Genomic DNA, 22,455 nt, shown 5'->3' with positions numbered 1-22,455 from the left:
TTATATTCGTTTTTACAGAATCCGGGCATCGTTCATTACATTTCTAAACAACAATAGTATCACAGGTTATCATGGTTATGACGTTCAAGTCCTTTCATCCTGCACGGCAATTTATATGGGGACTATTATGCTTTATCCTCTGTATCTGTTTTACAAACTCTCGTGCACAAACTAACCTTTCGGGCTATAACGATGTAACCCGGCAGCGGCTGCTTGTAACAATTGCAGGCCAATACCTGCATACCATAAGCCAGGGACAGATTGATGCGGACAGCGCTATGCGCATCTCGGCAAAAATTTACGGGTTAAGCCCGCTACTCATTTATAACGAATGGTACAGCGATGGCAAACCAACCGCAGGAAGTAACTTGCTCGACGCCGGCAAAGTAAAAGAAGCCAGGGCATTGCTGGAAAGGCTCACCGGCGATGATCGCTTAAGGCTACTGGCCGATCTTAGCTGTTATTTCATTTTCAAACCAGGCAATGCAAAAGCTGATCTTGATGAAGCTTCGGTGTATATTAATGAAGGTTGGCGCATTATTAAACCAGGTGCGGTTAATTGGGAAATTGCATATACAACTCTTAGGGCACATTGGCTCAATCAAAGCGGGCGGGACGATGAAAGTCAAAAAGCATTTGCCTATGTTGTTGCTTTATCTGAAAAAACGGGCAATATGCGCGCAAAGGCCCAGGCAATGCTCTCGGCGGCCGAACTACTCCATTACGGCGATCCGGCACGGGTTGCCATGTTTCAAAAAGCTCTTTCAATTTTCACTTCCCTCAATTTAAAGGATAAACAGATTGAAGCGCTCTCTGAAATCAATATCGATTATTTTGTAGAAAAGCATTATGATATAGCCGAAAAATATATGCTTGAGATAGTGAAGCTTCAATCCGCTATAAAATTTCGCTATCAGCAATTTCCTTATGATGCCCTTGCTTTTATTGCCATACGCAAGGGCGACTTAACCAGTGCGTTAACCTATTCTACCAAATCGTTACAAAGTATGGTCACTAAAGCTGATTCTGCCTTTAAATCCTTCTTTTGGGGCCGGCGGGCTGTCCTTTATTCAAAACTTTTAAAATATGATGACGCGATAGAATTATTTAATAAAATACTGGAAAATAAATCAACCCAAACACGACTATTCTGGTACAAGGCTTTCTTAGCCCAATCAGAAACGTTGTTATTTGTAGGTAGGGAAAAAGAGGCTTTGAGATTACTTACAAAAACCGGAGCAGAATATCGACCCGCTACTCTTTTTGAGAAAATGTTTTACACCTACCTGTTGGGCAGAGCTTACGAAACCCTTCATCAAAACAGTTTAGCAGAAAAAAGCTACCAGGCCTTCCTTGAGATGGCAGAAAAATTTCCGCCCGAATATATTCAGGACGAGTATCCGCGGGCATTTATCCAGATTGCCAACTTTTATAGAACATTGGGGCAAAACAGCGGGGCCCGTAAATTACTTGAGCTGGCCCGGAGGGCTACTCCTAAACTTGATATGGAATGGGCCGGTGTTTATCACTACAACCTATTCAAGCTCGACTCGGCCGACAAAAATTATCTAAGGGCGTTTAAAGAACTTCAGCTAAGCCAGCAGTACAGTGATTCGGCCTTTAGTTACGATCAGCGAAAAAAAACCGCCGAGTTATTATTAAAATACGAAACAGAAAAGAAGGATAAAAACATCAAGCTGCTTAACAGCCAAAATCAATTGGAGCGAATAAAGGCACAGGAAGCTAACAGAACAAAAAACAAAACGCTGATTGGTATTGTGCTGCTCATTATTATTATAGGCTTATTATTTAACCGCTACCGTATTAAACAAAAAAATAACCTGCAACTGGAAGCCAACCAAAAAGAACTTGACCAGAAAAATGCCTACCTCGAAACACTCAATACCGAGCAGGATAAACTGCTTAAAGAAAAAGAATGGCTGCTTAAAGAGGTGCATCACCGGGTTAAAAATAATTTACAGATGGTAACCAGCCTGCTTTACTCCCAATCTGTTTACCTTGAGGATAATGCTGCCAAAGTTGCCGTTAACGACAGCCTGAGGCGGATGCAGGCCATGGCTTTGATACACCAAAAACTTTACCAGGACCAAAATACTACCACCATTGCCATGCCCGAGTATATTAACGACCTGGTACAATACCTGCACGAAAGCTTTGATGCCGGCAACCGAATAAGTTTTGAGCAACAGATCGAAGCACTTGATCTTGATGTATCGCAGGCTATCCCGCTGGGGCTTATAGTTACCGAAAGTATAGTAAACGCCATGAAATATGCCTTTCTTAATGAGGAGGACGGAACGGTGAGCATTATCCTACAGCACGACAGCCCCGATTACCTGGTGCTTAAAATATCGGATAACGGGATTGGTTTGCCGCCGGGCTTTGATACGATGGAACATAATTCGCTTGGGCTCGACCTGATGCAGGGGCTTGCCAGGCAGTTAAAAGGCTACTTTAATATCGAAACGGATAATGGTGTACATATAACAGTTCGGTTTTTGGCCTTAACCCTAAATAAATGAGCCACTTATAAAATAAAAGACTAAGTTTTTGCGACAATTTACATGAGTACCAAAGTATTAATAGTTGAAGATGAATTTGTGGTAGCCAACGGATTACGCCTGGTATTGAAGCAGGCAGGGCATACCGTTTGCGGCATTGCAACATCGGCCGAGGAAGCCGAATATGCTGCCGAAAAATATAAACCGGATATTGTATTGGTAGATATCCGTTTAAACGGCAAACGATCAGGAATTGATCTGGCCAGGAAACTGAAGGCCACAGATGTGGCCTTTGTGTATCTTTCGGCAAATTCAAGCCAAAAGGTGCTTGAAGAAGCAAAAGAGACTCAACCTTATGGTTTCCTGGTTAAACCTTTCAGAGAAAAGGATGTACTTGTTGCGCTTGATATCGCCCTGTATCGCCATCAACACAATATCGAAACAAAATTACGGCAGGAGCAATTTCTGAAAAATCAGCTGGCGGATATCAGCGTAGAGGTAAAAGATGCGGTACAAGGCGTTCTGAAGCTTACGCGCCTGTTGCAGCCTCATATCCCCAATGATTTGATTGTATCCGGCCGCAGGCCTGCACCCGGCGAAATATGCACCGGTTTTGGATATATACGCACCGGAACCGACGAGTATGAGCCCATCGGCAACGACGAACTCACTAAAATTGCCGGCTTAACACCCAATTTCTTTTTTGAAAACGAAAACCTCTCACCCGAAGGTGACGCCTTTATTTACAATTCAGATTCGCCCCATAAAAACAAACAGCCCAACGAATTGCATCGCAGGCTATTTGATCATTTTAAAATCGAATCAAACCTGATATTCCCGGTGGCGCTCAATAATGGCAACCTGGTTAACTACTTTTTTTACAGCCGCCGACGCGGCGCCTACACAATAGAACATATTGCGCTGCTTAACCGGCTTAAAATACATCTGAAAGAAATTACCGAAAGGCTTTTTAGCGGCCGTACAATGCTGCATCAAAATGATCAGTACCAGCCCGAGACCGAACCGGTAACGGCAAACTCCGGATTTGAAAACATCATTGGTACCCACCGCCTTTTACTGGCTGCCTTAGAACTGGTAAGGCAGGTGGCTCCATACAATACCTCGGTTCTGATACTCGGCGAAAGCGGCACCGGAAAGGAGCGCATTGCCGAATCTATTCACCTGCTTTCGGGACGGAATAAAGGGCCGTTTATCAAAGTTAACTGCGCTACCATTCCATTATCGCTGGTTGAATCCGAACTTTTCGGGCACGAAAAGGGAGCCTTTACCGGCGCTACCGAAAAACGGATGGGTAAATTTGAGCGCGCCGACGGCGGTACCATTTTTTTGGATGAAATTGGTGAGCTTTCAACCGATATGCAAGTAAAGCTGCTGCGGGTTTTGCAGGAAAAGGAAATTGACTACGTTGGCGGCACGGTAACCAAAAAGGTTGATGTGCGCATCGTAGCTGCTACTAACCGGAATCTTGAAAAGGAAATAGCAGCCGGAAACTTCAGGCTTGATTTGTATTATCGTCTCAACATCTTCCCGATAACGCTACCACCGCTGCGCGAACGCAAGAGCGATATCCCTGCTTTATCATTATACTTTGCAAACAAATTTTGCAGGGAGTTTAACAAGGAGTTTAAAGGGATTGCCGAATCAATGCTTGCCGAAATGTTTGCTTATAACTGGCCGGGCAATATCCGCGAACTGGAAAATGTGCTGGAACGGGCAGTAATTCTTAACGACGGAAAATCGGAACTAACGCTGAAGCAAAATCTTAATGATAAGGTGATCGAAGCCACTCAGCTCGCCAGGCTTACAACCTACGAAGACGTAAAATTTGCCCAGCAGGAGGCAGAAAGGGAGTATATTATCTCGATCCTCAAAAAATCCGAGGGGCGCATTCGTGGCACAAATGGCGCGGCCGAACTGCTGGATATTAAACCAACAACCCTCGAATCAAAAATGGCCCGGCTTGGAATAAAACGGGATGATTACCTCAGTCAAACCGGTCATCTATAATCGGTTTATGATAAAACCGCTACGCTTTTTCGTCACAGCCTCCGAAATTTACGGAGGCTGCCTACGCCCGTTTCGGAGATAGTGTATAATAAAGCCCTCAACTCTTGCATTAATAGCAATACAACCTGTTAATAATCAAATACTTAAAATAAAACACATTCATATCTATTGTATTTTGGGTTAATGGCATGAAATTGACGTTATCTGTGCCATGGAGTTGATAGTAAAGCAAAGAACCTCAAGCTTCGGCAATACAAAGGGGCAAAAGCTATTTTTCAGAAACTGGTTAACGGATAGTAAACCGAAAGGTATCGTACTGATAGTACACGGCCTTAATTCGCACAGCGCCTATTATCACAACTTTGCCCTCGAACTTAATAAAAGCCAGTATGAGGTATACGCTCTTGATTTGCCGGGGCGGGGATTATCTGAAGGCGAGCGATACTATATTCATGATTATAAAGAGATCATTGCCAACATCGATCAGTTGTTGAACATTATTCAAATGGCGCATCCCGGTGTTCCGGTAATTTTATTGGGTCATAGCGCGGGCGGTGTGTTTGCTGCCGTGTACGCGCTTAAGCACCAGGAAAAACTAATGGGATTTGTTTGCGAGAGTTTTGCCTTCAGGATACCCGCCCCCGGCTTTGCTTTAGCCGCCATGAAGTTGCTGGGTTATATTATTCCGCGTGTAAAGCTGATTAAATTAAATAACGATTTTTTTTCGCGCGATAAATCTATCGTTTACAAAATAAACCATGATCCGCTGGTAAAAGACGAAAAGCAACCGGCCCGCACCATGCAGCAGCTTTTATATGCATGCAATTATTTAAAAAAGAATATGGCCGGTATTAAACTACCCCTGTTTATTATTCATGGTACTGCCGATAAGGTTACCATGCCTGCCGGAAGCAAGTATTTTATTGAACATGCCTCATCGCCCGATAAGCGCTTGAAATTTTATGAGGGGCACTATCATGATTTATTGAACGATAAATACAACGACATGGTGATACGGGATATCATCAGGTGGATTAACGGAATAGTTAGCACCCAATAATTATAAATATTACTGCAAACCTTAAAACAAAATAATTATGCTAAATCTGGAATGGCTACGAACTTTTAAAGTAATTTATGAAGCCCGTTCGCTCTCGGCCGCGGCCCAATTGCTGTTTATTTCACAACCGGGGGTAAGCCTTCATTTAAACTCGCTGGAAACCTATATTGGCCAACGCCTTTTTGAGCGCGATACCAGGAAAATGCTGCCAACGGATAAAGCTACGATGTTATACCACACCATCATCGAACCGATGAACCGCCTGGAAGAAACCGAGCATGCATTTCATCGCAAGGCAAAGGTTAATAAACCCACCATCAGCGTGGGCATCTATTTCGAAACTTTTCAATATGCGCTGGAGGCGCATATATCGCAACTGCCTTTTAACCTTATTACCCATTTTGGCGAGTATCCGCAGCTACTCCAGGAACTGCACAATGGTAATGTCGATTTGATTTTGACGCCGCACAACGGTAACCAGCATAACCTGGAATTTACGCAGGCCACTTCCGAACGTTTAGTACTGGTTTGCGGCAGTAAAACCCAAACCGCCGAACTGAAGAAGTTTATTGAAGATGGTGATAAACGCACGACAAGTAAATGGCTGTCAAGACAGACCTGGTATACCACAACCGACAAGGATTACCTGCGAAAATTCTGGGCTCACAACTTCGGTGGGGTACCCACGTTTCAGCCCAATTATGTACTACCCTATTTCAGTTCTGTGTTGCGCAGCCTGCGTAATGGCGAGGGTTTTGCCGTTATCCCCGAGTTTTTGTGCGAAAACGACCTTGAAAACCAGGCCATCAGGTTGGTATGGGAACACGAATCGTCGCTGGAACATCCGATGTATTTCGGAAAGCGAAAAAACACTTTTTATACCAACGAACTTAAACAACTGGAAAACATGCTAACCAGGAGTTTGATTAAAAATGAGGTTGAAGCAGCATAGCGGTCCCCACGGAATCCTGAATTATCTCGGGATCCGCAGGTCAAGCAGCCTATTGGCCCGATATGGGCAAGTGAGATTTGAAGCAAGCTATCCCACGGTATAATTAAAAAAGTGTATTAAGGCTGAGCTTGACGGAGCATGGCGGGCGTGGGCCTCTGCGCGCAACTTTTCAATAACCCGCCCATGACATGTTTAAATGTGGGCGTCATGCTGAGCCTGTCGAAGCATGGTGGGCAGGGCCTCTGCGCACGACTCTTCGACCGGCTCAGAGTGACAGGCCTGCCCGCCTCATGTCATATACTCCTTCCGAGGCGTCGGCTTTTATTTACTCAGGGTGACAGGCCCACCCGCACGATGCCATATAAAACCATAGGTTGAGGACATTATGCATTCAACTCTACATATCACCCTCAAAACACCAACGGCGTAGTAAAATTTATCTCACGCGCTTCAAGCAGCGGAACAATACCACCCACAACAATGGTTTGAAAAGCTTCGGAATTGCGGTGAAAGTTTAGCGCCTCTTCGTTTTTATATCCTTCAAATAACAGCAGGGTATTAGCATCAGTATTGTCCTGTTGTATTTTATAAAAAAGATTACCTTCTTCGGCAGTGCTTGCTTTTACAGCTTCGGGTAAAAGGCTCAGTACATCGTCCAGTTTGCCGGGCTTAACCTTCCATTTGGCAATAACATGAATTGGTGAATTTTCCATTCTGTAATAATTTGTGGTACAGGGTACCTGTTAATAATTATTTGGCAGTTGTATTCAATAAAATGCCCGGCTGCCCGCATTACGGAATAGCAGCCGAGCTATCTATAAATTATTATTGTGCTTCAAGGATAGCTTTAACCTTTTCGCCAACACCGGTTCCCGAAGCTGGGTTTTGGCCGGTTACCAGCTTACCATCGGCAATGCTGAATGGCTGCCACGGATCAACCGTGTGATAAATTGCTCCCTGTGCGGTTAAGGCTGTTTGCAAATCAAACGGTACATCGGCGCTGGCGTAACCATCTTCTTCGGCGGTTGTGAAGGATGATATGTTTTTACCGTTTACAAGGTATGAGCCATCGCTCAATTTAACATTTAAAAGTGATACCGGGCCATGGCATACCGCGCTTACCACCGCACCGCGTTCCCAGGTTTCGGCAACTATTTTTTTCAGCAATGGCGCCTCAGGCATATCTACCATGGGGGCCAGGCCGCCCGGAACAAATATGGCATCATATTGCGATACATCTACGGTTTCTAACTTAACGGCTTTCTGCATATCTTCCCATCCCTTGCCGGTTAAAAATTTAAGATTCCCCGGATCTGCAGCCAGGTTTAAAGCATCGAGGTATGGCGTATCGCCGGTAAGGCTTGCAAAATCTATCTGGTAACCGGCTTCGCTCCAAACTTCATAAGGGTGCGCAACTTCGGGCAAAAAGTTACCGGTTCTTCTGTTGCGAGGGCCGATTGCGTTGGCATTTGAAACGATGATTAAAATTTTCTTTTTCATGGCTTTTTAAGTTGTTGGTTATTGTTTGCTTGTTTTTTTGGTTGATTTACATTACAAATTTGCGTTGCTAAAGCCCTCAGGTACAAGGAGCCAGGTCACAGACAACGTGTGACCGAAATCACAGTATCCGCAATTATTAAAGCGCAATGTGGGCGATGGCTTTTTTAAATGCATGTATCAGGTTGGCTTAGCCCTTGCATACTGATTTGGCCAGGTAACATCATGATGTAACTGATGCGCTGCCTTGAGCGGGAAATAGGGGTCGCGCAGTAACTCGCGGGCTATCATTACCATATCGGCATCGCCGTTGGCAAGTATGGTTTCGGCCTGTACAGCTTCGGTAATCAGACCAACGGTACCTGTAGTTATTCCAGTACGCTTTTTGATGTTCGACGCAAAGGGGAGTTGATAGCCGGGCCCTACCGGAATTTTCTGGTGCGATACCAGTCCGCCTGTTGTTATATCTACTACATCTACGCCTTTATTTTTTAAGGTTGCGGCTATTTGTACGGCATCTTCAAGATCAAGTCCGCCCCCGGCCCAGTCGCTGCCGCTTAAGCGTACAAAAAGCGGCCGGCTTTCGGGCCATACCGTTCGTACAGATGCTATCACCTCCAGCAATAGGCGCATGCGGTTTTCAAGGCTGCCACCGTATTCATCATTTCGTTGGTTACTAAGCGGCGAAAGAAACTGGTGTAACAGGTACCCATGGGCTGCATGAATTTCAATAACGCCAAAGCCGGCGCGCATTGCTCTTTCGGCCGCGTGGGTAAAATCGGTTATTACTTTTTGTATCCCGTCTCGATCCAGCTGAAGCGGGTGAGGATACAAATCAGAATAAGCAAGCGGCGATGGGGCAAACGTTTGCCAGCCGCCTGCTCCAATAGCTATTTCGCCATGGCCCCGCTGGGGCGCAAACGTGCTACCCTTTCGGCCGGCATGCGCCAGCTGTACACCCGCAACACATTGCTGCGAGGCAATAAATGATGTGATATGCTTTAGGTTTGCGATGTGTTCGTTTTTCCAGATGCCCAGATCATCCGGTGAGATCCGGCCTTCGGGCGATATGGCGGTAGCTTCGGTAATGATTAAACCGGCCCCTCCCACAGCCCGGCTGCCGAGGTGTACAAAATGCCAATCGTTAGCAAAGCCATCTATAGCCGAGTACTGGCTCATCGGCGAAACCACGATACGGTTTTTCAGCGTTACATCTTTAATCGTTATTGGTTCAAAAAGCTTTGCCATGGTGTTTTATCCTGATGCGTTGTTTATCGTTCTTATTTTCCGCTTGCGGCCTTAAGTGAAACAGGAATGATGATGCTATCCGCATACCCAAATTTCGTATCAGGTATTACACGCTGTATATCAGCCGAATGATAAGTGTTATGAAATAGCTGATAGCTTATTGACCAGGGAGTTGCACAAACCTATAAAGCACATGGCGGCAATACAAATTAAAAGTTAAGAGAATAAGTACCGGAGATACAGGAAGCTTATTGCTTAGTGAACGAGGGAATTTTTTTTGGCAACAATAAATTAAAACTCAGCGTAAGTAAAAATGCTACCAGGCATCCAACTAATGTGGTTAAAGCCCGCTCAAGCGGAATAAGCCATAAACGCGGGCCGGTATTTTGCAACATAACAATCACAAATGCCGTGATAGCCGTACGGATCATATCGGCCTTGTTAAACTTAAATGCTATTAAAACTATCAAAACCAAACCGATGGACAATTGCATGATGCGGGCAATAGGAATGGGATACAGTACTAAACCGGCTATACAGCCCGTTATGTTTGCCACCGTGCGGTCTACCGCGGCTTTATTGGTATTATCAAAAGATAAGCCGAGCCCCACCGAGATTATGGCCCACTCAAATGGAAACGTAGGCCATTCTACATAAAAATAATAACAGATTGCTACCCCTATAACGCACTTGATGGTAAAAAGCCAGGCCGCGGAGTCTATTTTAGTGACAGCATTCATTTAATTTTAAAGTTTACCGGCATTACTTTGCATAAAAGACTTTATCAGCACAGCCACTTCCTTGCTGTATTCTTCCAACAGAAAATGCCCGCCATCAAATAAATGGACATCTGCCTGCGGCAAAACCTGCCGGTAAGCCATAGCGCCTGCGCCCGGAAAAATTTTGTCATTATTACCCCAGGCCACAAGCGTTGGCGGCTGGTGCTCCTTTAAATACTGCTGCCATTCGGGATACAGCGGGAAGTTTGTTCCATAATTTTCAAACAGAATTTTCTGTACCTCTATGCGGCCGGGCTGCATTATTAAAAAATAATCGGTGTAGTAACTATCCGGACTGATTAAACCGGCATTGGCCGTACCGAAAATATATTGCTCCTTAATCCCCTCCAACGACATCATATAATCAACAACCCTGTTAAGCGCCTTCCAATCGCCGGCTGCATGCAGAGTTCCTATTTTTTGCACATCGGGGCCGATGCCTTCTTCAAAAGCGTTGGCATTTTGGATAATAAGACCTTTAATTAGCTCGGGCCTGCGTGTTGCCACCCTAAAGCCGATAGGGCCGCCATAATCCTGCATGTAAAAGGTTATATCGGATAGTTTGAGCTCATCAATCAGTTTTTCGACAATTTCAGACAGCCTGTCGAAAGTATAATCAAATTTAGCCGGATGTGGGCAGCTACTATAACCGAAGCCCGGATAATCAGGCGCTATCAGGCAATAATCATCACTTAACTGCTCTATCAGGTTTCTGAACATGTGCGAGGATGAGGGAAAGCCATGCAGCAAAAAAATCAAGGGTTTACCCAGATTTCCTGCCTGCCGGTAAAAAATTTCAAGGCCATCTATCTGTACCTTGTGGTAGCTGGTGCGGGTATTATTGCTAACCTCAGTTGTTATCATGATTTTAACTTTAAAAGTTCGGGATAAAACAAACTAATTTATACCAGCAGAGGCCGATATACCTGTTGTATTATTTCAAAGTTAATAGGATATGAGAGGTTAATGCCCGCTAATGGTTATCACATAAATCATAAAACTTATCATTTATGTGATAGTAACGCTAACGTAAAAAGCTATAAAGCAGGAAAATGAACGAGGTAATGGCGAACTGAAAGGCCTGTCATTTACACACTATGAATAACCGTTGTTTTATATTTTAACGATCGTCCGTTTCGTTTAGAAAACACAGCCTTAATTTCGGCTATTATTGATAGTGCAATCTCTTCGGAGGTTTCCGAACCTATGTCGAGGCCGACCGGGCCGTGTATGGTTTCGAGGTTTTTTTCGCTTATGATAGTCCCGCCTTGCTCCAGTTCATCAAGCATCCGCTCAAGCTTTTTCTTCGGTCCTAAAATGCCGATGTATGAGGGCTGCAGGGGCAGCAGCTCTTTCAGGAAAGCGATTTCATAATTGTAATTATGGGTCATCAGCACAAAAGCTGTGCGTTCATTTACTTCCAGATTTTTTAAGATCTGATCTGGTTTGGCAATTATCTTTTTTACCGAGGGGAAACGCTCTTCGGTAATGTACATGGGCCGGCCATCAACAACGGTGGCATTCCAACCCAAAACATCGGCCATCTTCATTAGCGGGATGGCATCATTGCCAGCGCCGATAATCACCAGCGATATCAGTGGCTTTACAAACTCAACAAAAGCAGTGTACTGCCCGTAAGCGCTAACGGCCGAGCGTTGATTGGCCAATGCATCTCCGGCGTCGGCCAGTAGTTGGGTTTCAAACGGCAAAACCTGCAAGTCATCGTAAAACAACTGGCTACCGGTAAGGCATAAACAGGATCCGGGCTGCGGTGCCTTTCGGTTTTGGAGCGAAAACAGGGTGCCCAAAACAGAATTGCCGCGCGATGCAATAGCCGTTTTTAACAAAGTAATGGGGTTGATTTTACCAGCGTGGATAGGTTCGATCAAAATATGGATAATACCGTTACAGCCCAGGCCAACGCCCAAACGGGCATCGTCATCATCCATGGTATCGTAAGTAACCAGCAAAGCTTCCTGCTGCAAAATAACCATGCGGGCCTTGCGCAGGGCATCGCCCTCCAAACAGCCGCCGCTTATGGCACCGGTTAACTGCCCGTCTTCGGTAATCAGCATCCGTGCGCCGGCCCTGCGGTAGGCAGAGCCTTCCACAAGTACCACGGTGGCTAAGGCCGTTTTTTTGTTTTCGGCGATAGCCTTTTCATAGGCTGCTACAATGTCAATAATTTCCTTCATCCTTTAGCCGGCTGCAGCAATTTAAAAATCCGGTTAAACTTCGTTCATGTTAAAAGGCAGCTTCCTGATGCGTTTACCCGTAAGATCAAAAATAGCATCTGTTAATGCCGGTGCAAACGGAGGCAAACCGGGCTCGCCAACGCCGCCGGCATCGGCAGTGTTTTCCATAATGTGCACCTCAACCGGCGGCACATCGCTCATGCGCGGCATCAGGTAATCATAAAAGTTGCTTTGCTCAACCAAACCGTTTTTAAAGGTTATTTCATGGATAGTAGCTGCCCCCAGGGCCATTACTACCGAGCCCTCAACCTGAGCTTTGATAATATCGGGATTAACATACCAGCCGCAATCCATAACCGCCCAAACCTTATCTATCTTTACTTTTCCGTTGGTATGCCTTGATACCTTCACTATTTGCCCAACAGTAGTTTCGAAGCATTCGGTAATGGCTACGCCAAATCCATCTCCCTTTTTCCTCGCCTTCCAGCCCGAAACTTCTTCCATCCTGTCAATCAGGCGCTGGCAGCGTTCATCTTTTAAATATTTTCTGCGTAAATCAAGCTGATCCTGCCCGGCTAAAACAGCCATTTCGTTCAAAAAGCTTTCGTAGGCGAAGCCGTTGGTTGATGCATAAACTGAGCGCCACCACATATTGGGCAGGGGCATCTCGTAAGGCACATCGGCAAAGCTGATGTTTTTAATGCTATCGTAATAAGGTTTCAAGAAACCTTCGGTGGTGCTGTTATTGGCCTTATCGCGTGCCGGGTTACTCCAGTGATCAATATTTTGCCCGGCCATTTTAAATTTCAGGGCACTGATCTCCCCGTTTTCAATAGCTCCCTGCCCGCGGTACGAGATGCCGGCGCGGTATGGCCCTTGTTTCACATCATCCTCCCTTGTCCAAACCACCTGAACCGGGCCACCTATCTGCTTTGAAATGGCAACAGCCTCGTACGTATAATCTAAAAATGCCTTGCGGCCAAAGCCGCCGCCCAAAAAGGTCATATTTACAATCACCTTTTCTTTTGGCATTTTAAACTTATCGCTGATATCGCCCTGTACCCAGTCCGGTGCCTGGATCGGTCCCCAGATCTCTATTTTATCCTGCTGATAGTGAGCAATACAGTTTAAAGGCTCCATGGCGGCATGGGCCTGGTAAGGCGTTTGATAGATCACGTCGATCTTTTTATCGGCCTTCGCTAAAACTGCATCAGGTTCGCCTTGTTTTTTTGCAGATAAGCCTTCTTTTGTTTTTAGCAGATCCTCGTGCGCTTTATAAATATCGGTTGTGTTTACATGCTCGAAACCGGTATCGTCCCATTCAACTTTTAGCGCTTTCCGGCCCTGCATGGCTGCCCAGGTTGAATCGGCAATAACTACAACACCATCACGGGTGGTATTAAAAACCATCATCTGAATTTTAAAAACCTGCTTAACACCCGGTACTTTCCGCGCCGCCGTATCATCAAAGCTTTTGATTTTGCCACGCAGTCGCGGGCTGCGTTCCACCGAGGCATACAACATCCCCGGTAATTTTTTATCCAGACCAAAAACGGCTTCCCCATTGGTTTTCATGGGGGTATCCAATCTTTGCAGCGGCTTGCGGATCAGTTTATATTGTGATGTTTCTTTTAGTTTAACTGTTGCCGGAGGCGTAAGCTGTGATGCAGCAGATACCAGTTCGCCGTAATTAAGCTTTTTACCTGTAGGCTTGTGAATAACATGGCCCGCCTCGGCGTAACATTCGCTTACCGGTACCTTCCACTCGTTTGCAGCCGCGGTAACCAGCATCTCGCGTGCCGTAGCGCTTAATTTAAGCAGCCTTTTGTACGATCCCCTGATGGTGGAGCTTCCGCCGGTTATCTGGCTGCCAAATTTGGTTGGATTACCCTGCGCAAATACCACATTGATAGCGCTCAGGTTAACCTCCAGTTCTTCGGCAATAATTTGCGGTACTGATTGAAAGGAGCCCTGGCCCATTTCGGCGCGATGATCTGTAAGGGTAACCTTACCATCGGTATCTATCCTGATCCAGGCATTAAAATCAAAACCCGAAGCTTCGGCAGTGGCGCTTACCAGCTGCTCATTTTTTGCATTGGCCGGGAAGTAAAAACCCAGGCAAAGCGCTGTTCCGGCAAGCCCCGAAACACGGAGAAAATTTCTTCTTGATATGGTGTTAGTTTCCATAATGATTCATTTTAGCGGTTAAACCTGTTATTTTGCTTTTGCCGACGGAGCATAAGCGCCTTTGGCTATCCATAAACGTACCTGCGCTGCAAATGCTGCGCGGCTCATGGGCGGCAATGTGCGGCCATCGCCGGGATGCCAGGCCCAGCCTACCAAATCATCTTTAGCCATATGGTCGATGATTTGTTGTTTGCTTCGTCCGCCGTTTTGTTTAGTATCAAGCAGTTGTAAAGCCAGCTGGCGGGGCGTACGGCCCTGGAATACCATGCGCATGTTTTCGGGCGGTAAGCCCCATTTGGGGTTGCCCGGCGGCATGTGCAGGCCGGCAGTGTTTTCGGCCTGGTGGCAGTTACTGCAACGTGCCGAGTAAAGCCCATGCCCGTCCACACCTCGTTTTATATTCATGGTATGGATGTGGCTGTCATCGCCCTGCAAAGGTGCGTTACCCGCCGGATGGCAGTTCATACAGCGCGCGCTCATTAATACTTTATATACCGACATGAATGCCTTTACCGAACCAACACTATCCTTTGGTAAGGCGGCATAAACATCCTTTTTCTTTTTTACATCCGGCCGGAACGATAACGTAACTACGCCTATCATTGTTAAAAAGCAGCTTATCACCAATAGCTTCTTCATATTTTAGCCCCTTCTGCCTGCATGGCGGCTGCTTTATGAATGGCGGCCCTTACACGCTGGTAGGTACCACAGCGGCAAATATTGCCCGACATGGCGTCGTCAATATCCTGATCGGTCGGGTTTGGATTTTCGCGCAGCAATACCGCCGCCGACATGAGCTGGCCCGACTGGCAGTAACCGCATTGCGGAACATTCATTTCGTTCCAGGCTAATTGCAAAGGATGATTGTTATTAGCTGAAAGTCCTTCGATGGTAACCACTTTTTGCCCGGCAGCCCGGCTTACCTTGGTTACGCACGAGCGTACGGCCTCGCCGTTTAAGTGCACCGTGCATGCACCGCACTGCGCGGCCCCGCAGCCAAATTTTGTACCGGTTAAACCGATAAGATCCCGGATGGCCCAAAGTAAAGGCATGTTGGGGTCGGCATCAATATGATGGAGTTGCCCGTTAACTGTAATGCTGATCATAAGCAGGGAATTGGTTGGAGTAAATTTAACTTAAAATTTGTTAAAACCATAAATCGTCCAATATCAATTTTATTACAAATGATATGGTATCCGGTTTTAAATAAATCCGTTACACAAAGATTTTTATCGCTTTAGTACAGATTCACTATCTTAACACTTTAGTAATCGCTAAAAAATTCATCGTCACCCGTTAGATATATTGCAACAACCTGAATGCACAAAGAAGATACAACACATTCCTATTATATCAGTAAACCCGAACCTTACCAGAGTTGTATGCTGGCTTTAAGGGATCTTATTTTGCGTACAAATCCCGAAATTTGCCACGAGCGTAAGTTCCAGATTCCGTTTTTTACTTATAAAGGAAAAAAACTGGGCTATATCTGGCTCAACCGCAAAAAACTGATGCTTGGTTTTTGCACAGACAGAAGTTTGCTAACAGTGCCCGAGGGTGTAAAACCCAAAGATCAATACGAATCAATACTGATAGATCCTAACGCCGACCTGCCGGTAGCTTTGATCACAAAAAAACTGCAGTATTGTATCGAAACTATCAACAAAGGATAATCACCTGCCAATCAAGGTGCAACCAGCTCAACCTTCATATTAAAATCTTCACGGTTCAATTTACCCCTCCTCATCTGGCTGATGTATTTTATAACGCTCAGGCGGTCAATTTCCTGCTGGTAAAGCTTACGATCGGCTTCAATACTGGTTTGATCCTGCAATTTTAAACGGATAGAAGTACGGGAGATCTCGCCCTCCAGCTCATCAAGCGGGCATGTTTGAAACTTTTCGAAGGTTTGGCGTGAAAATGCTATGCGTATCATTTATTCTCTAATGATAGCATTTACATGCAAACTTCTCCTTAAGCAAAAATGAACAAATTGTTATTAATAAAAGCCTGGCAAATTCCCGCGAAATATCCCGCCATAAAAATCAGCATCCTACAAATTAAAAGCAGTGCAACGACAGCCGATTTAAGTGTATTTTTTACAATATAAACATACATTCTTATCGAAAAATATATAAAACACACAAAAACAGATAATTACATTTGTTTTATTATTTGTAATAAATCTAAATAAAAATAACTTTGCAGCATTAAAAACCCGGTGATCGGTCGGCAAACTTCACACCGGGTTAAATTGACAAAATCTGTTTCACGATCTTATCTAAACAAAGCTATGGATTCTAATCTACGCATTAGCGAAGCAACGCACTGCGCGTTAAAAAAATTTCTCTCCTTTTCATCATCATTACTTATTGTGTTGCTGTTGTTAACCACCCCGGCGCTTGCCCAGCAAACGGGTACCATAAGGGGGACGGTAAAAACATCCGACGGCAAGCCCGCCGCCGATGTTACTATCAGCTTAAAAGGAACAACCAAAGGCGCAATAGTAAATGAAAAAGGCACCTATCAAATTAACCACGTTGCCCCCGGCACATATACCTTAACCGCCCAGTTTGTAGGCCTGGCATCACAAAGCCAAACAGTTGAGGTAAAAGCAAACCTTACGCAGATTGTGGATTTTACACTATCCGAAAACAATCAAAAACTGCAGGAGGTTATTGTTAGCGGCAACAAACCCAACAAGTTTGGCAATAAAGAAAGTGCTTATGTAGCCCGCATGCCGCTTAAAAACCTCGAAAACCCGCAGGCTTACAGCGTAATTTCAAGCGAATTGATTAAAGAGCAGGTGATAACCAGCTTTAACGATGCACTAAAAAACGCACCCGGCCTTGATAAACTATGGACCTCGACCGGCCGCGGCGGCGACGGCGCAGGTTATTTTTCGTTAAGGGGATTTGCTGTGCAACCAACCATGGTTAATGGCCTACCTGGCTTAACCAATGGCGGCCTTGACGTTGCCAATATTGAACGTATAGAGGTTTTAAGAGGCCCATCGGGAACACTGTTCGGCAGCAGCCTTATCTCGTACGGCGGCGTTATCAACGTGGTAACCAAAAAACCTTTCGATACTTTTAAAGGTGAAGTTAATTACACTGCCGGAAGCTTTGGCCTCAACAGGATTACAGCAGATATCAATACTCCTTTAGATGAAGATAAAAAATTGCTGCTCCGCGTTAATGCCGCTTATCACGATGAAAACAGCTTTCAGGATGCCGGCTTTAAAAAAGTGAGGTTCTTTGCTCCGTCGTTATCCTATAAGGTTGATGATAAGCTATCTTTTTTGGTTAATGCCGAGTTTTTAAGTTCGGAAGGCACCAACCCGGCCATGTTATTTTTTGATCGCGGAACCGCACTGCGTGCCAAAAACCTGGCCGAACTGGGTTACGATCCTAAAAAATCATACACCAGCAATGCCCTTACCATCAAAAACCCTACAACAACTTTACAGGCCCAGATGAACTACAGGTTTAACGACCAGTGGACATCACAAACCGTATTATCGCGCAGCACGGCAAAATCGTTAGGATACTACTCATACCTGTACGAAGTTTCGCAATACCTGCCGGGCTATCCTAATGTATCATCAACTTTTGGCCGTTACATCAGCGATCAAAACGCTGTTACCAATACCACCGATATTCAGCAAAATTTTAATGGCGATATCAAAACCGGCAGCATCCGCCACTGTATTTTAGTTGGCCTGGATTACTTTAGCCGCGTGGCCATTGATAACGGAACCGGTTATGCGGGCATCGGCATGGTTAATATGGCGGGCGATGATACAGGCAATTTATCGCGCCAATATGTTGATTCGGCTTTGGTGAGTGCTAAAGGCAGCCCAAGTAATACACAACAACAGGTATACAGCGCATATGCATCTGATGTAATCAATTTCACATCAACGCTTTCGGCCATGTTGAGTTTAAGGGTTGATCATTTCAAAAATGGGGGCCTCTCAACCGCTGCTTCTGATAAATACTCGCAAACTGCCTTGTCGCCAAAGTTTGGTTTGGTTTACCAGCCCATTGCCGATAAGCTTTCAGTATTTGCCAACTACATGAACGGCTTTAGCAATGTAGCCCCGGTTAGAACCCAGAGTGGCCAAACCATTGTTTTTAAGCCCGAACATGCCAACCAACTGGAAGCAGGTGCCAAAATGAACCTTTGGGATAGTAAACTTACCGCTACTGTAAGCTATTATGATATAAAAGTATCGGATAAAGTAAGGCAATTGGGCCCTAACGAATATATTCAGGACGGTAAAAACTCGAGCAGGGGTTTTGAGGCCGATATAGCCGCCAATCCGGTACCAGGCTTGAATATTATTGCCGGTTATAGCCATAACACCAGTAAAGTGATCAAAACCGCCGATGCCGATTACCTGGGCAGGCGTCCGGAAGAGGCGGGTCCGCAGGATTTGGTTAACGCCTGGATTAGCTATCGCTTTGACCAGGGCGCTGTAAAAGGTTTCGGTTTAGGTTTTGGTGGCAATTACGCCGGCGAAAACAAGATCCTGAACAGGCAAACTACCGGCGTGTTTGTTTTACCGGCTTACACGGTACTTAATGCATCGGTATTTTACTCGGTAAAATCATGGAATTTATCGCTGAAGATGGACAACCTTACCAATAAGGAATACTACAAAGGCTGGTCGACATTAGAGGCGCAACGCCCGAGGGCCTTTTTAGCGAGTTTGGCGCTTAAGTTTTAAGTGTGCTTATTTAAAACAAAGGCTGCTTCCATACAAGGAGGCAGCCTTTTGTTTTTAAAAAGAAGTGCCTACGGAGCCCAGCACCTTATCATCCTGAGTGAGTGAAAGCAGCTACCATTGAAGGTGAAATGGCTTTGGCCCATTTGTCATCCTGAGGCACGAAGGATCTTCTCCGCCCTGCACAGCGGCCATGCTTGTCGTAGAAGATCCTTCGTGCCTACCCATGACATAATTACGGGTGTCATGCTGAGCCCGTCGAAGCATGGTGGGCAGGGCCTCTGCGCGCGACTCTTCGACGGGCTTAGAGTGACAGGCCCGCCCGCCTCACGTCCCTCAGGGTCTTTCGCAGAGGACCCTGAGGGGACGAAAGCGTCCACGCCATAGCCGTTAACTTAAGGACAAAAGCCATTCAAAAGCGGGGGGAATGTGCGATTCCCCTCTTGAGAGGGGTGGAGGGGTGTGTTATTCTGCATGCGACTTATTGCTTATATAACACACCCCTGCTCTCGCTCTTTCCCATCCCGCCCCCTCTCAAGAGGGGATTTTAAACGCGATTATGTCAAAAGCTTCGCTTAACTTAACGGCTATGGCGTAGACGCTTGAACTTGCGAAGATTCTGATAGTTGGTAAGGCCTTTTCCTGTCAATAATGGCCCAATGATGGGTGCACCAGAGGTGCAAAAGGTTTGTAGCAACATCATAACACCCCGTATTTATTGCACCAGAGGTGCAAAACAACAGATTTTACAGGTCCGATTTTTATGGGTTAACTTAAATCTGCGAGAGACCCTGAGGGGACGAAAAATTTGGTGAGGTAAATAAAAAAGCCCACCGGCAAACCCGGTGGACCTTAAAAAAATCAGCCGGGCTGCTCAAAACCCGGCCGGCTTTATAGGGGTAAATATTATTACTTCACTTTCAACTCTTTGCCTGCAATATCTTCCCAGCGGTAGTAGTGAAAAGTTTTATCGGTGCTCATCACCACAAACAAACCGTGTTTAAAGGTATCGTTCAAGGGCACATTCACCACGTCCGATCCGTCGCTTTCGCGGGCAGCTACATTAGCCACCTTCAGCAACTTGTGCTCAAACGGGTTTTGTTTGGTGCCCTCGCGACTGAAGATCTGGAAGCGGTTTGCTCCCTGATCTGATACCAGGATATAGCCTGTGCTATCGGTAAGTTTGTAGATAGAGATGCCTTCATGATCGGCAGCAAAACCGGTTGTACCAAACATCGACAATTGCTTATCTCCTTTTTCCGGATCGGCATAGTACTGGCGCACGCCTGTTTGCTCGTCCGAGTAATAGATGTAGCCTAACTCATTATCAACAGCTATCGATTCAATTTCTTTTTTGCCGCTGTACTCGCCAAACTTGCGTACCAGGGTAGCTTTTACGTTTCCGGTGCCATCATCGCCCAGTAAATACTGCCAGATGTAGCCGCCTGTTTTAGGGCCGTTTTTGCGGCCTACAATGGCGTACATTTTACCATCCTTAGCAGTATAAATAGAGATGCCCATCAAATCGCGGTATTCCGGACCGGCTTCGCCAACAAACATGTCAATGCCGCCTTTATCTACCGGTTTCATATCCGGCAGCGAATAAATGCGCAGTTTGTGGCTGATGCGCTCGGTAGTGATGGCGATATCTGTTGGTTTGCCATTCAGCATCAGGCCATAAGCCAGATCCACGTTATTGGGGCGCTTTAAGCCCCGTACTACCTTATCTTCAATAATCTTGCCCTGCAAATCAAACACATATAAAGCTCCATCGGCATCTTTATCGGTACCGATTACCAAACTTTTTGATGGGTCGGCCTTGTTAATCCAGATAGCCGGATCATCGGTATCGTACTTAACCGGCTGGGTAATAACCACCGGTTTAACCTCGGTAGTATCGGCAGTGGGTTTGCACGATGTGAGCGACAATAAGGCCAGGGGCGCTAAACTAAAAATATTATTCCTCCGCATCTATTACAATTTAATTCCGTAAGCGCCAATGTAAGTTGCCGGTTCGGGCGATGTATAGGTTAAGCCATTGCTTAATGCTATACCCGCTTTGTGATGACGGGTAAAATCTGTTGTACCTTTACCCAATGCAGGTGAATTACCTTGCAAATGGAAATCCCAGGCGGTGTTGAAATCAGGACTGTTAACATCGTTACTTAATGGATAGTTAACAAATTTAGGATCGTTTTCACCGGCTTTAGTACCTCTTACATCATGCGTACCGCCTGCTACAATATCGTTACTGCCCACCTGGAACTGATCAACCGTAGTTTGGCCGTAACCATAGTACCAGTTATAATCGTTTAGCGAACGGGCGTCTTCCTTTTTCTTCGGATCGCGTTTGATGCCGAAACGGGTATTAGCAAAAAGATTGTTATACAAATCGGCATGTACAGTAGCCTCTAACCATACCGAACCACCTTTTGCAGTAGGCCTGCGCCAGCCTGTGTTAATCATGGTGTTGTTATAGGCAATGATGTAAGCCTGCGGAATACGGTCGCCGCTGTTTGATAATTTAAGTGCGTTGGTGTTACAGCTATAAACCAGGTTATAAGCCACATCGGCCAAACAACCCGATTTAAAGTTCATAGCCTCGCCGCCGCTTACACCTGTGGTGTAAAATACGTTGTTGGCAAATATGATCTTACCACCTTCAATGTAAGTACAATCTTCCTGGAAGTTACGTACAATACAGTTTTGAACAATCAGTTTACCGTTGATGTTTGAAAACCAAAGCGCAGGCAGGTTTTCGCCGGCTACGGCTTTGTACAGACCCATTTTTACCGATGTTGAAGCATCAGATGTGGTGTTGCCGCCGTACTCTAAAATAGTATGGTCAAGTACAAGTTCGGCACAGGTAGGTGCGGCCAGTACGCCGCCCCATAATTTACCAAATTTGTTCTCGGTTGTTCTGTAAGCATCGCTCACGGTAAATTTCACCGGGCTTTCGGCAGTGCCTAACGAGTACAGGTTACCTTTGATGATGATTTCCGGTTTGGCGGTAGCGTCCATTAATACGGTTACGCCTTCTTCAATGGTAAGGCTTTTGCCTTCGGGTACAATGATATCGCCTTTAATTTCGTGCACGCTGCCTTTGGTCCACACGCCCGATACCTCGCCAATGGCCGAACCATCCTGCGGCGTGGTATCAACATCGATATTAGCCTTTTCGCAACCGCTGAAAACTACGGCGGCAAGCGCAATTGCTGTAAAGATCTGTTTTAATTTCATGATCGTATATTTTTGATA

18 protein-coding genes are annotated in these 22,455 nt (G+C 45.6%); 6 read left to right on the top strand and 12 right to left on the bottom strand.

Annotated elements, in window-relative coordinates:
* Positions 1–77: 77 nt before the first annotated feature.
* The 4 genes from HYN43_RS29140 to HYN43_RS29125 all read left to right on the top strand — a co-directional run bounded on the left by HYN43_RS29140 (position 78) and on the right by HYN43_RS29125 (position 6,562).
* Positions 78–2,543, top strand: coding sequence for a sensor histidine kinase (locus HYN43_RS29140; protein WP_119409180.1), 2,466 nt, complete (start codon positions 78–80; stop codon positions 2,541–2,543).
* Positions 2,544–2,585: 42 nt separating this feature from the next.
* Positions 2,586–4,550 (top strand): sigma 54-interacting response regulator, encoded by a 1,965-nt coding sequence (locus HYN43_RS29135; protein WP_119407331.1) that lies wholly within the window; start codon positions 2,586–2,588, stop codon positions 4,548–4,550.
* A gap of 211 nt (positions 4,551–4,761) precedes the next feature.
* Positions 4,762–5,610 carry an alpha/beta hydrolase gene (locus HYN43_RS29130; protein WP_119407330.1) on the top strand — a complete coding sequence of 283 codons (849 nt, stop codon included), beginning with the start codon at positions 4,762–4,764 and terminating at the stop codon, positions 5,608–5,610.
* Between the two features lie 37 nt (positions 5,611–5,647).
* Positions 5,648–6,562: a LysR family transcriptional regulator gene (locus HYN43_RS29125; RefSeq protein WP_245447074.1), complete on the top strand. Its 915-nt coding sequence runs from the start codon at positions 5,648–5,650 to the stop codon at positions 6,560–6,562.
* 410 nt (positions 6,563–6,972) lie between these two features.
* Here the strand turns inward: HYN43_RS29125 and HYN43_RS29120 are convergent, their stop codons facing one another.
* The 9 genes from HYN43_RS29120 to HYN43_RS29080 form a co-directional block, all read right to left on the bottom strand.
* Positions 6,973–7,275: a putative quinol monooxygenase gene (locus HYN43_RS29120; RefSeq protein WP_119407328.1), complete on the bottom strand. Its 303-nt coding sequence runs from the start codon at positions 7,273–7,275 to the stop codon at positions 6,973–6,975.
* A 112-nt stretch (positions 7,276–7,387) separates the two neighbouring features.
* The gene (locus tag HYN43_RS29115) at positions 7,388–8,062 is read right to left on the bottom strand and encodes a type 1 glutamine amidotransferase domain-containing protein (protein ID WP_119407327.1); all 675 of its coding nucleotides are present in this window, start codon (positions 8,060–8,062) and stop codon (positions 7,388–7,390) included.
* Positions 8,063–8,239: 177 nt separating this feature from the next.
* On the bottom strand, positions 8,240–9,307 hold the full coding sequence (locus HYN43_RS29110) for an NADH:flavin oxidoreductase/NADH oxidase (RefSeq protein WP_119407326.1): 1,068 nt from the start codon (positions 9,305–9,307) through the stop codon (positions 8,240–8,242).
* A 248-nt stretch (positions 9,308–9,555) separates the two neighbouring features.
* Positions 9,556–10,047, bottom strand: coding sequence for an FUSC family protein (locus HYN43_RS29105; protein WP_119407325.1), 492 nt, complete (start codon positions 10,045–10,047; stop codon positions 9,556–9,558).
* Positions 10,048–10,053: 6 nt separating this feature from the next.
* Positions 10,054–10,950, bottom strand: coding sequence for an alpha/beta fold hydrolase (locus HYN43_RS29100; protein ID WP_119407324.1), 897 nt, complete (start codon positions 10,948–10,950; stop codon positions 10,054–10,056).
* A 224-nt stretch (positions 10,951–11,174) separates the two neighbouring features.
* Positions 11,175–12,281 (bottom strand): XdhC family protein, encoded by a 1,107-nt coding sequence (locus tag HYN43_RS29095; RefSeq protein ID WP_119407323.1) that lies wholly within the window; start codon positions 12,279–12,281, stop codon positions 11,175–11,177.
* A 33-nt stretch (positions 12,282–12,314) separates the two neighbouring features.
* Entirely contained in the window at positions 12,315–14,468 is a 2,154-nt protein-coding gene (locus tag HYN43_RS29090; protein ID WP_119407322.1) for a xanthine dehydrogenase family protein molybdopterin-binding subunit, read from the bottom strand.
* Between the two features lie 27 nt (positions 14,469–14,495).
* A complete protein-coding gene (locus HYN43_RS29085; protein WP_162996673.1) occupies positions 14,496–15,107 on the bottom strand; it encodes a c-type cytochrome in 612 nt (203 codons plus the stop codon).
* Positions 15,104–15,574 carry a (2Fe-2S)-binding protein gene (locus tag HYN43_RS29080; RefSeq protein WP_119407320.1) on the bottom strand — a complete coding sequence of 157 codons (471 nt, stop codon included), beginning with the start codon at positions 15,572–15,574 and terminating at the stop codon, positions 15,104–15,106. Before HYN43_RS29080 ends, HYN43_RS29085 begins: the two co-directional genes overlap by 4 nt.
* A gap of 213 nt (positions 15,575–15,787) precedes the next feature.
* On the opposite strand from HYN43_RS29080, the gene HYN43_RS29075 reads away from it, so the two are divergent.
* Positions 15,788–16,141 carry a DUF1801 domain-containing protein gene (locus tag HYN43_RS29075; RefSeq protein ID WP_119407319.1) on the top strand — a complete coding sequence of 118 codons (354 nt, stop codon included), beginning with the start codon at positions 15,788–15,790 and terminating at the stop codon, positions 16,139–16,141.
* Between the two features lie 11 nt (positions 16,142–16,152).
* On the opposite strand, the gene HYN43_RS29070 is transcribed toward HYN43_RS29075, so the two are convergent.
* On the bottom strand, positions 16,153–16,404 hold the full coding sequence (locus HYN43_RS29070; protein ID WP_119407318.1) for a hypothetical protein: 252 nt from the start codon (positions 16,402–16,404) through the stop codon (positions 16,153–16,155).
* Positions 16,405–16,761: 357 nt separating this feature from the next.
* Between HYN43_RS29070 and HYN43_RS29065 the strand changes: the two genes are divergently transcribed.
* Positions 16,762–19,200 (top strand): TonB-dependent receptor, encoded by a 2,439-nt coding sequence (locus tag HYN43_RS29065; RefSeq protein WP_119407317.1) that lies wholly within the window; start codon positions 16,762–16,764, stop codon positions 19,198–19,200.
* Between the two features lie 906 nt (positions 19,201–20,106).
* On the opposite strand, the gene HYN43_RS29060 is transcribed toward HYN43_RS29065, so the two are convergent.
* On the bottom strand, positions 20,107–21,168 hold the full coding sequence (locus HYN43_RS29060; RefSeq protein ID WP_119407316.1) for a phytase: 1,062 nt from the start codon (positions 21,166–21,168) through the stop codon (positions 20,107–20,109).
* Between the two features lie 3 nt (positions 21,169–21,171).
* The gene (locus HYN43_RS29055; protein WP_119407315.1) at positions 21,172–22,437 is read right to left on the bottom strand and encodes a right-handed parallel beta-helix repeat-containing protein; all 1,266 of its coding nucleotides are present in this window, start codon (positions 22,435–22,437) and stop codon (positions 21,172–21,174) included.
* Between the last annotated feature and the right edge of the window lie 18 nt (positions 22,438–22,455).

It is taken from the genome of Mucilaginibacter celer (genome assembly GCF_003576455.2).
GTDB classification, from domain to species: domain Bacteria; phylum Bacteroidota; class Bacteroidia; order Sphingobacteriales; family Sphingobacteriaceae; genus Mucilaginibacter; species Mucilaginibacter celer.
Note: the sequence above shows the minus strand (reverse complement) of the source record. Positions and strands in the feature narration are given on the sequence as shown.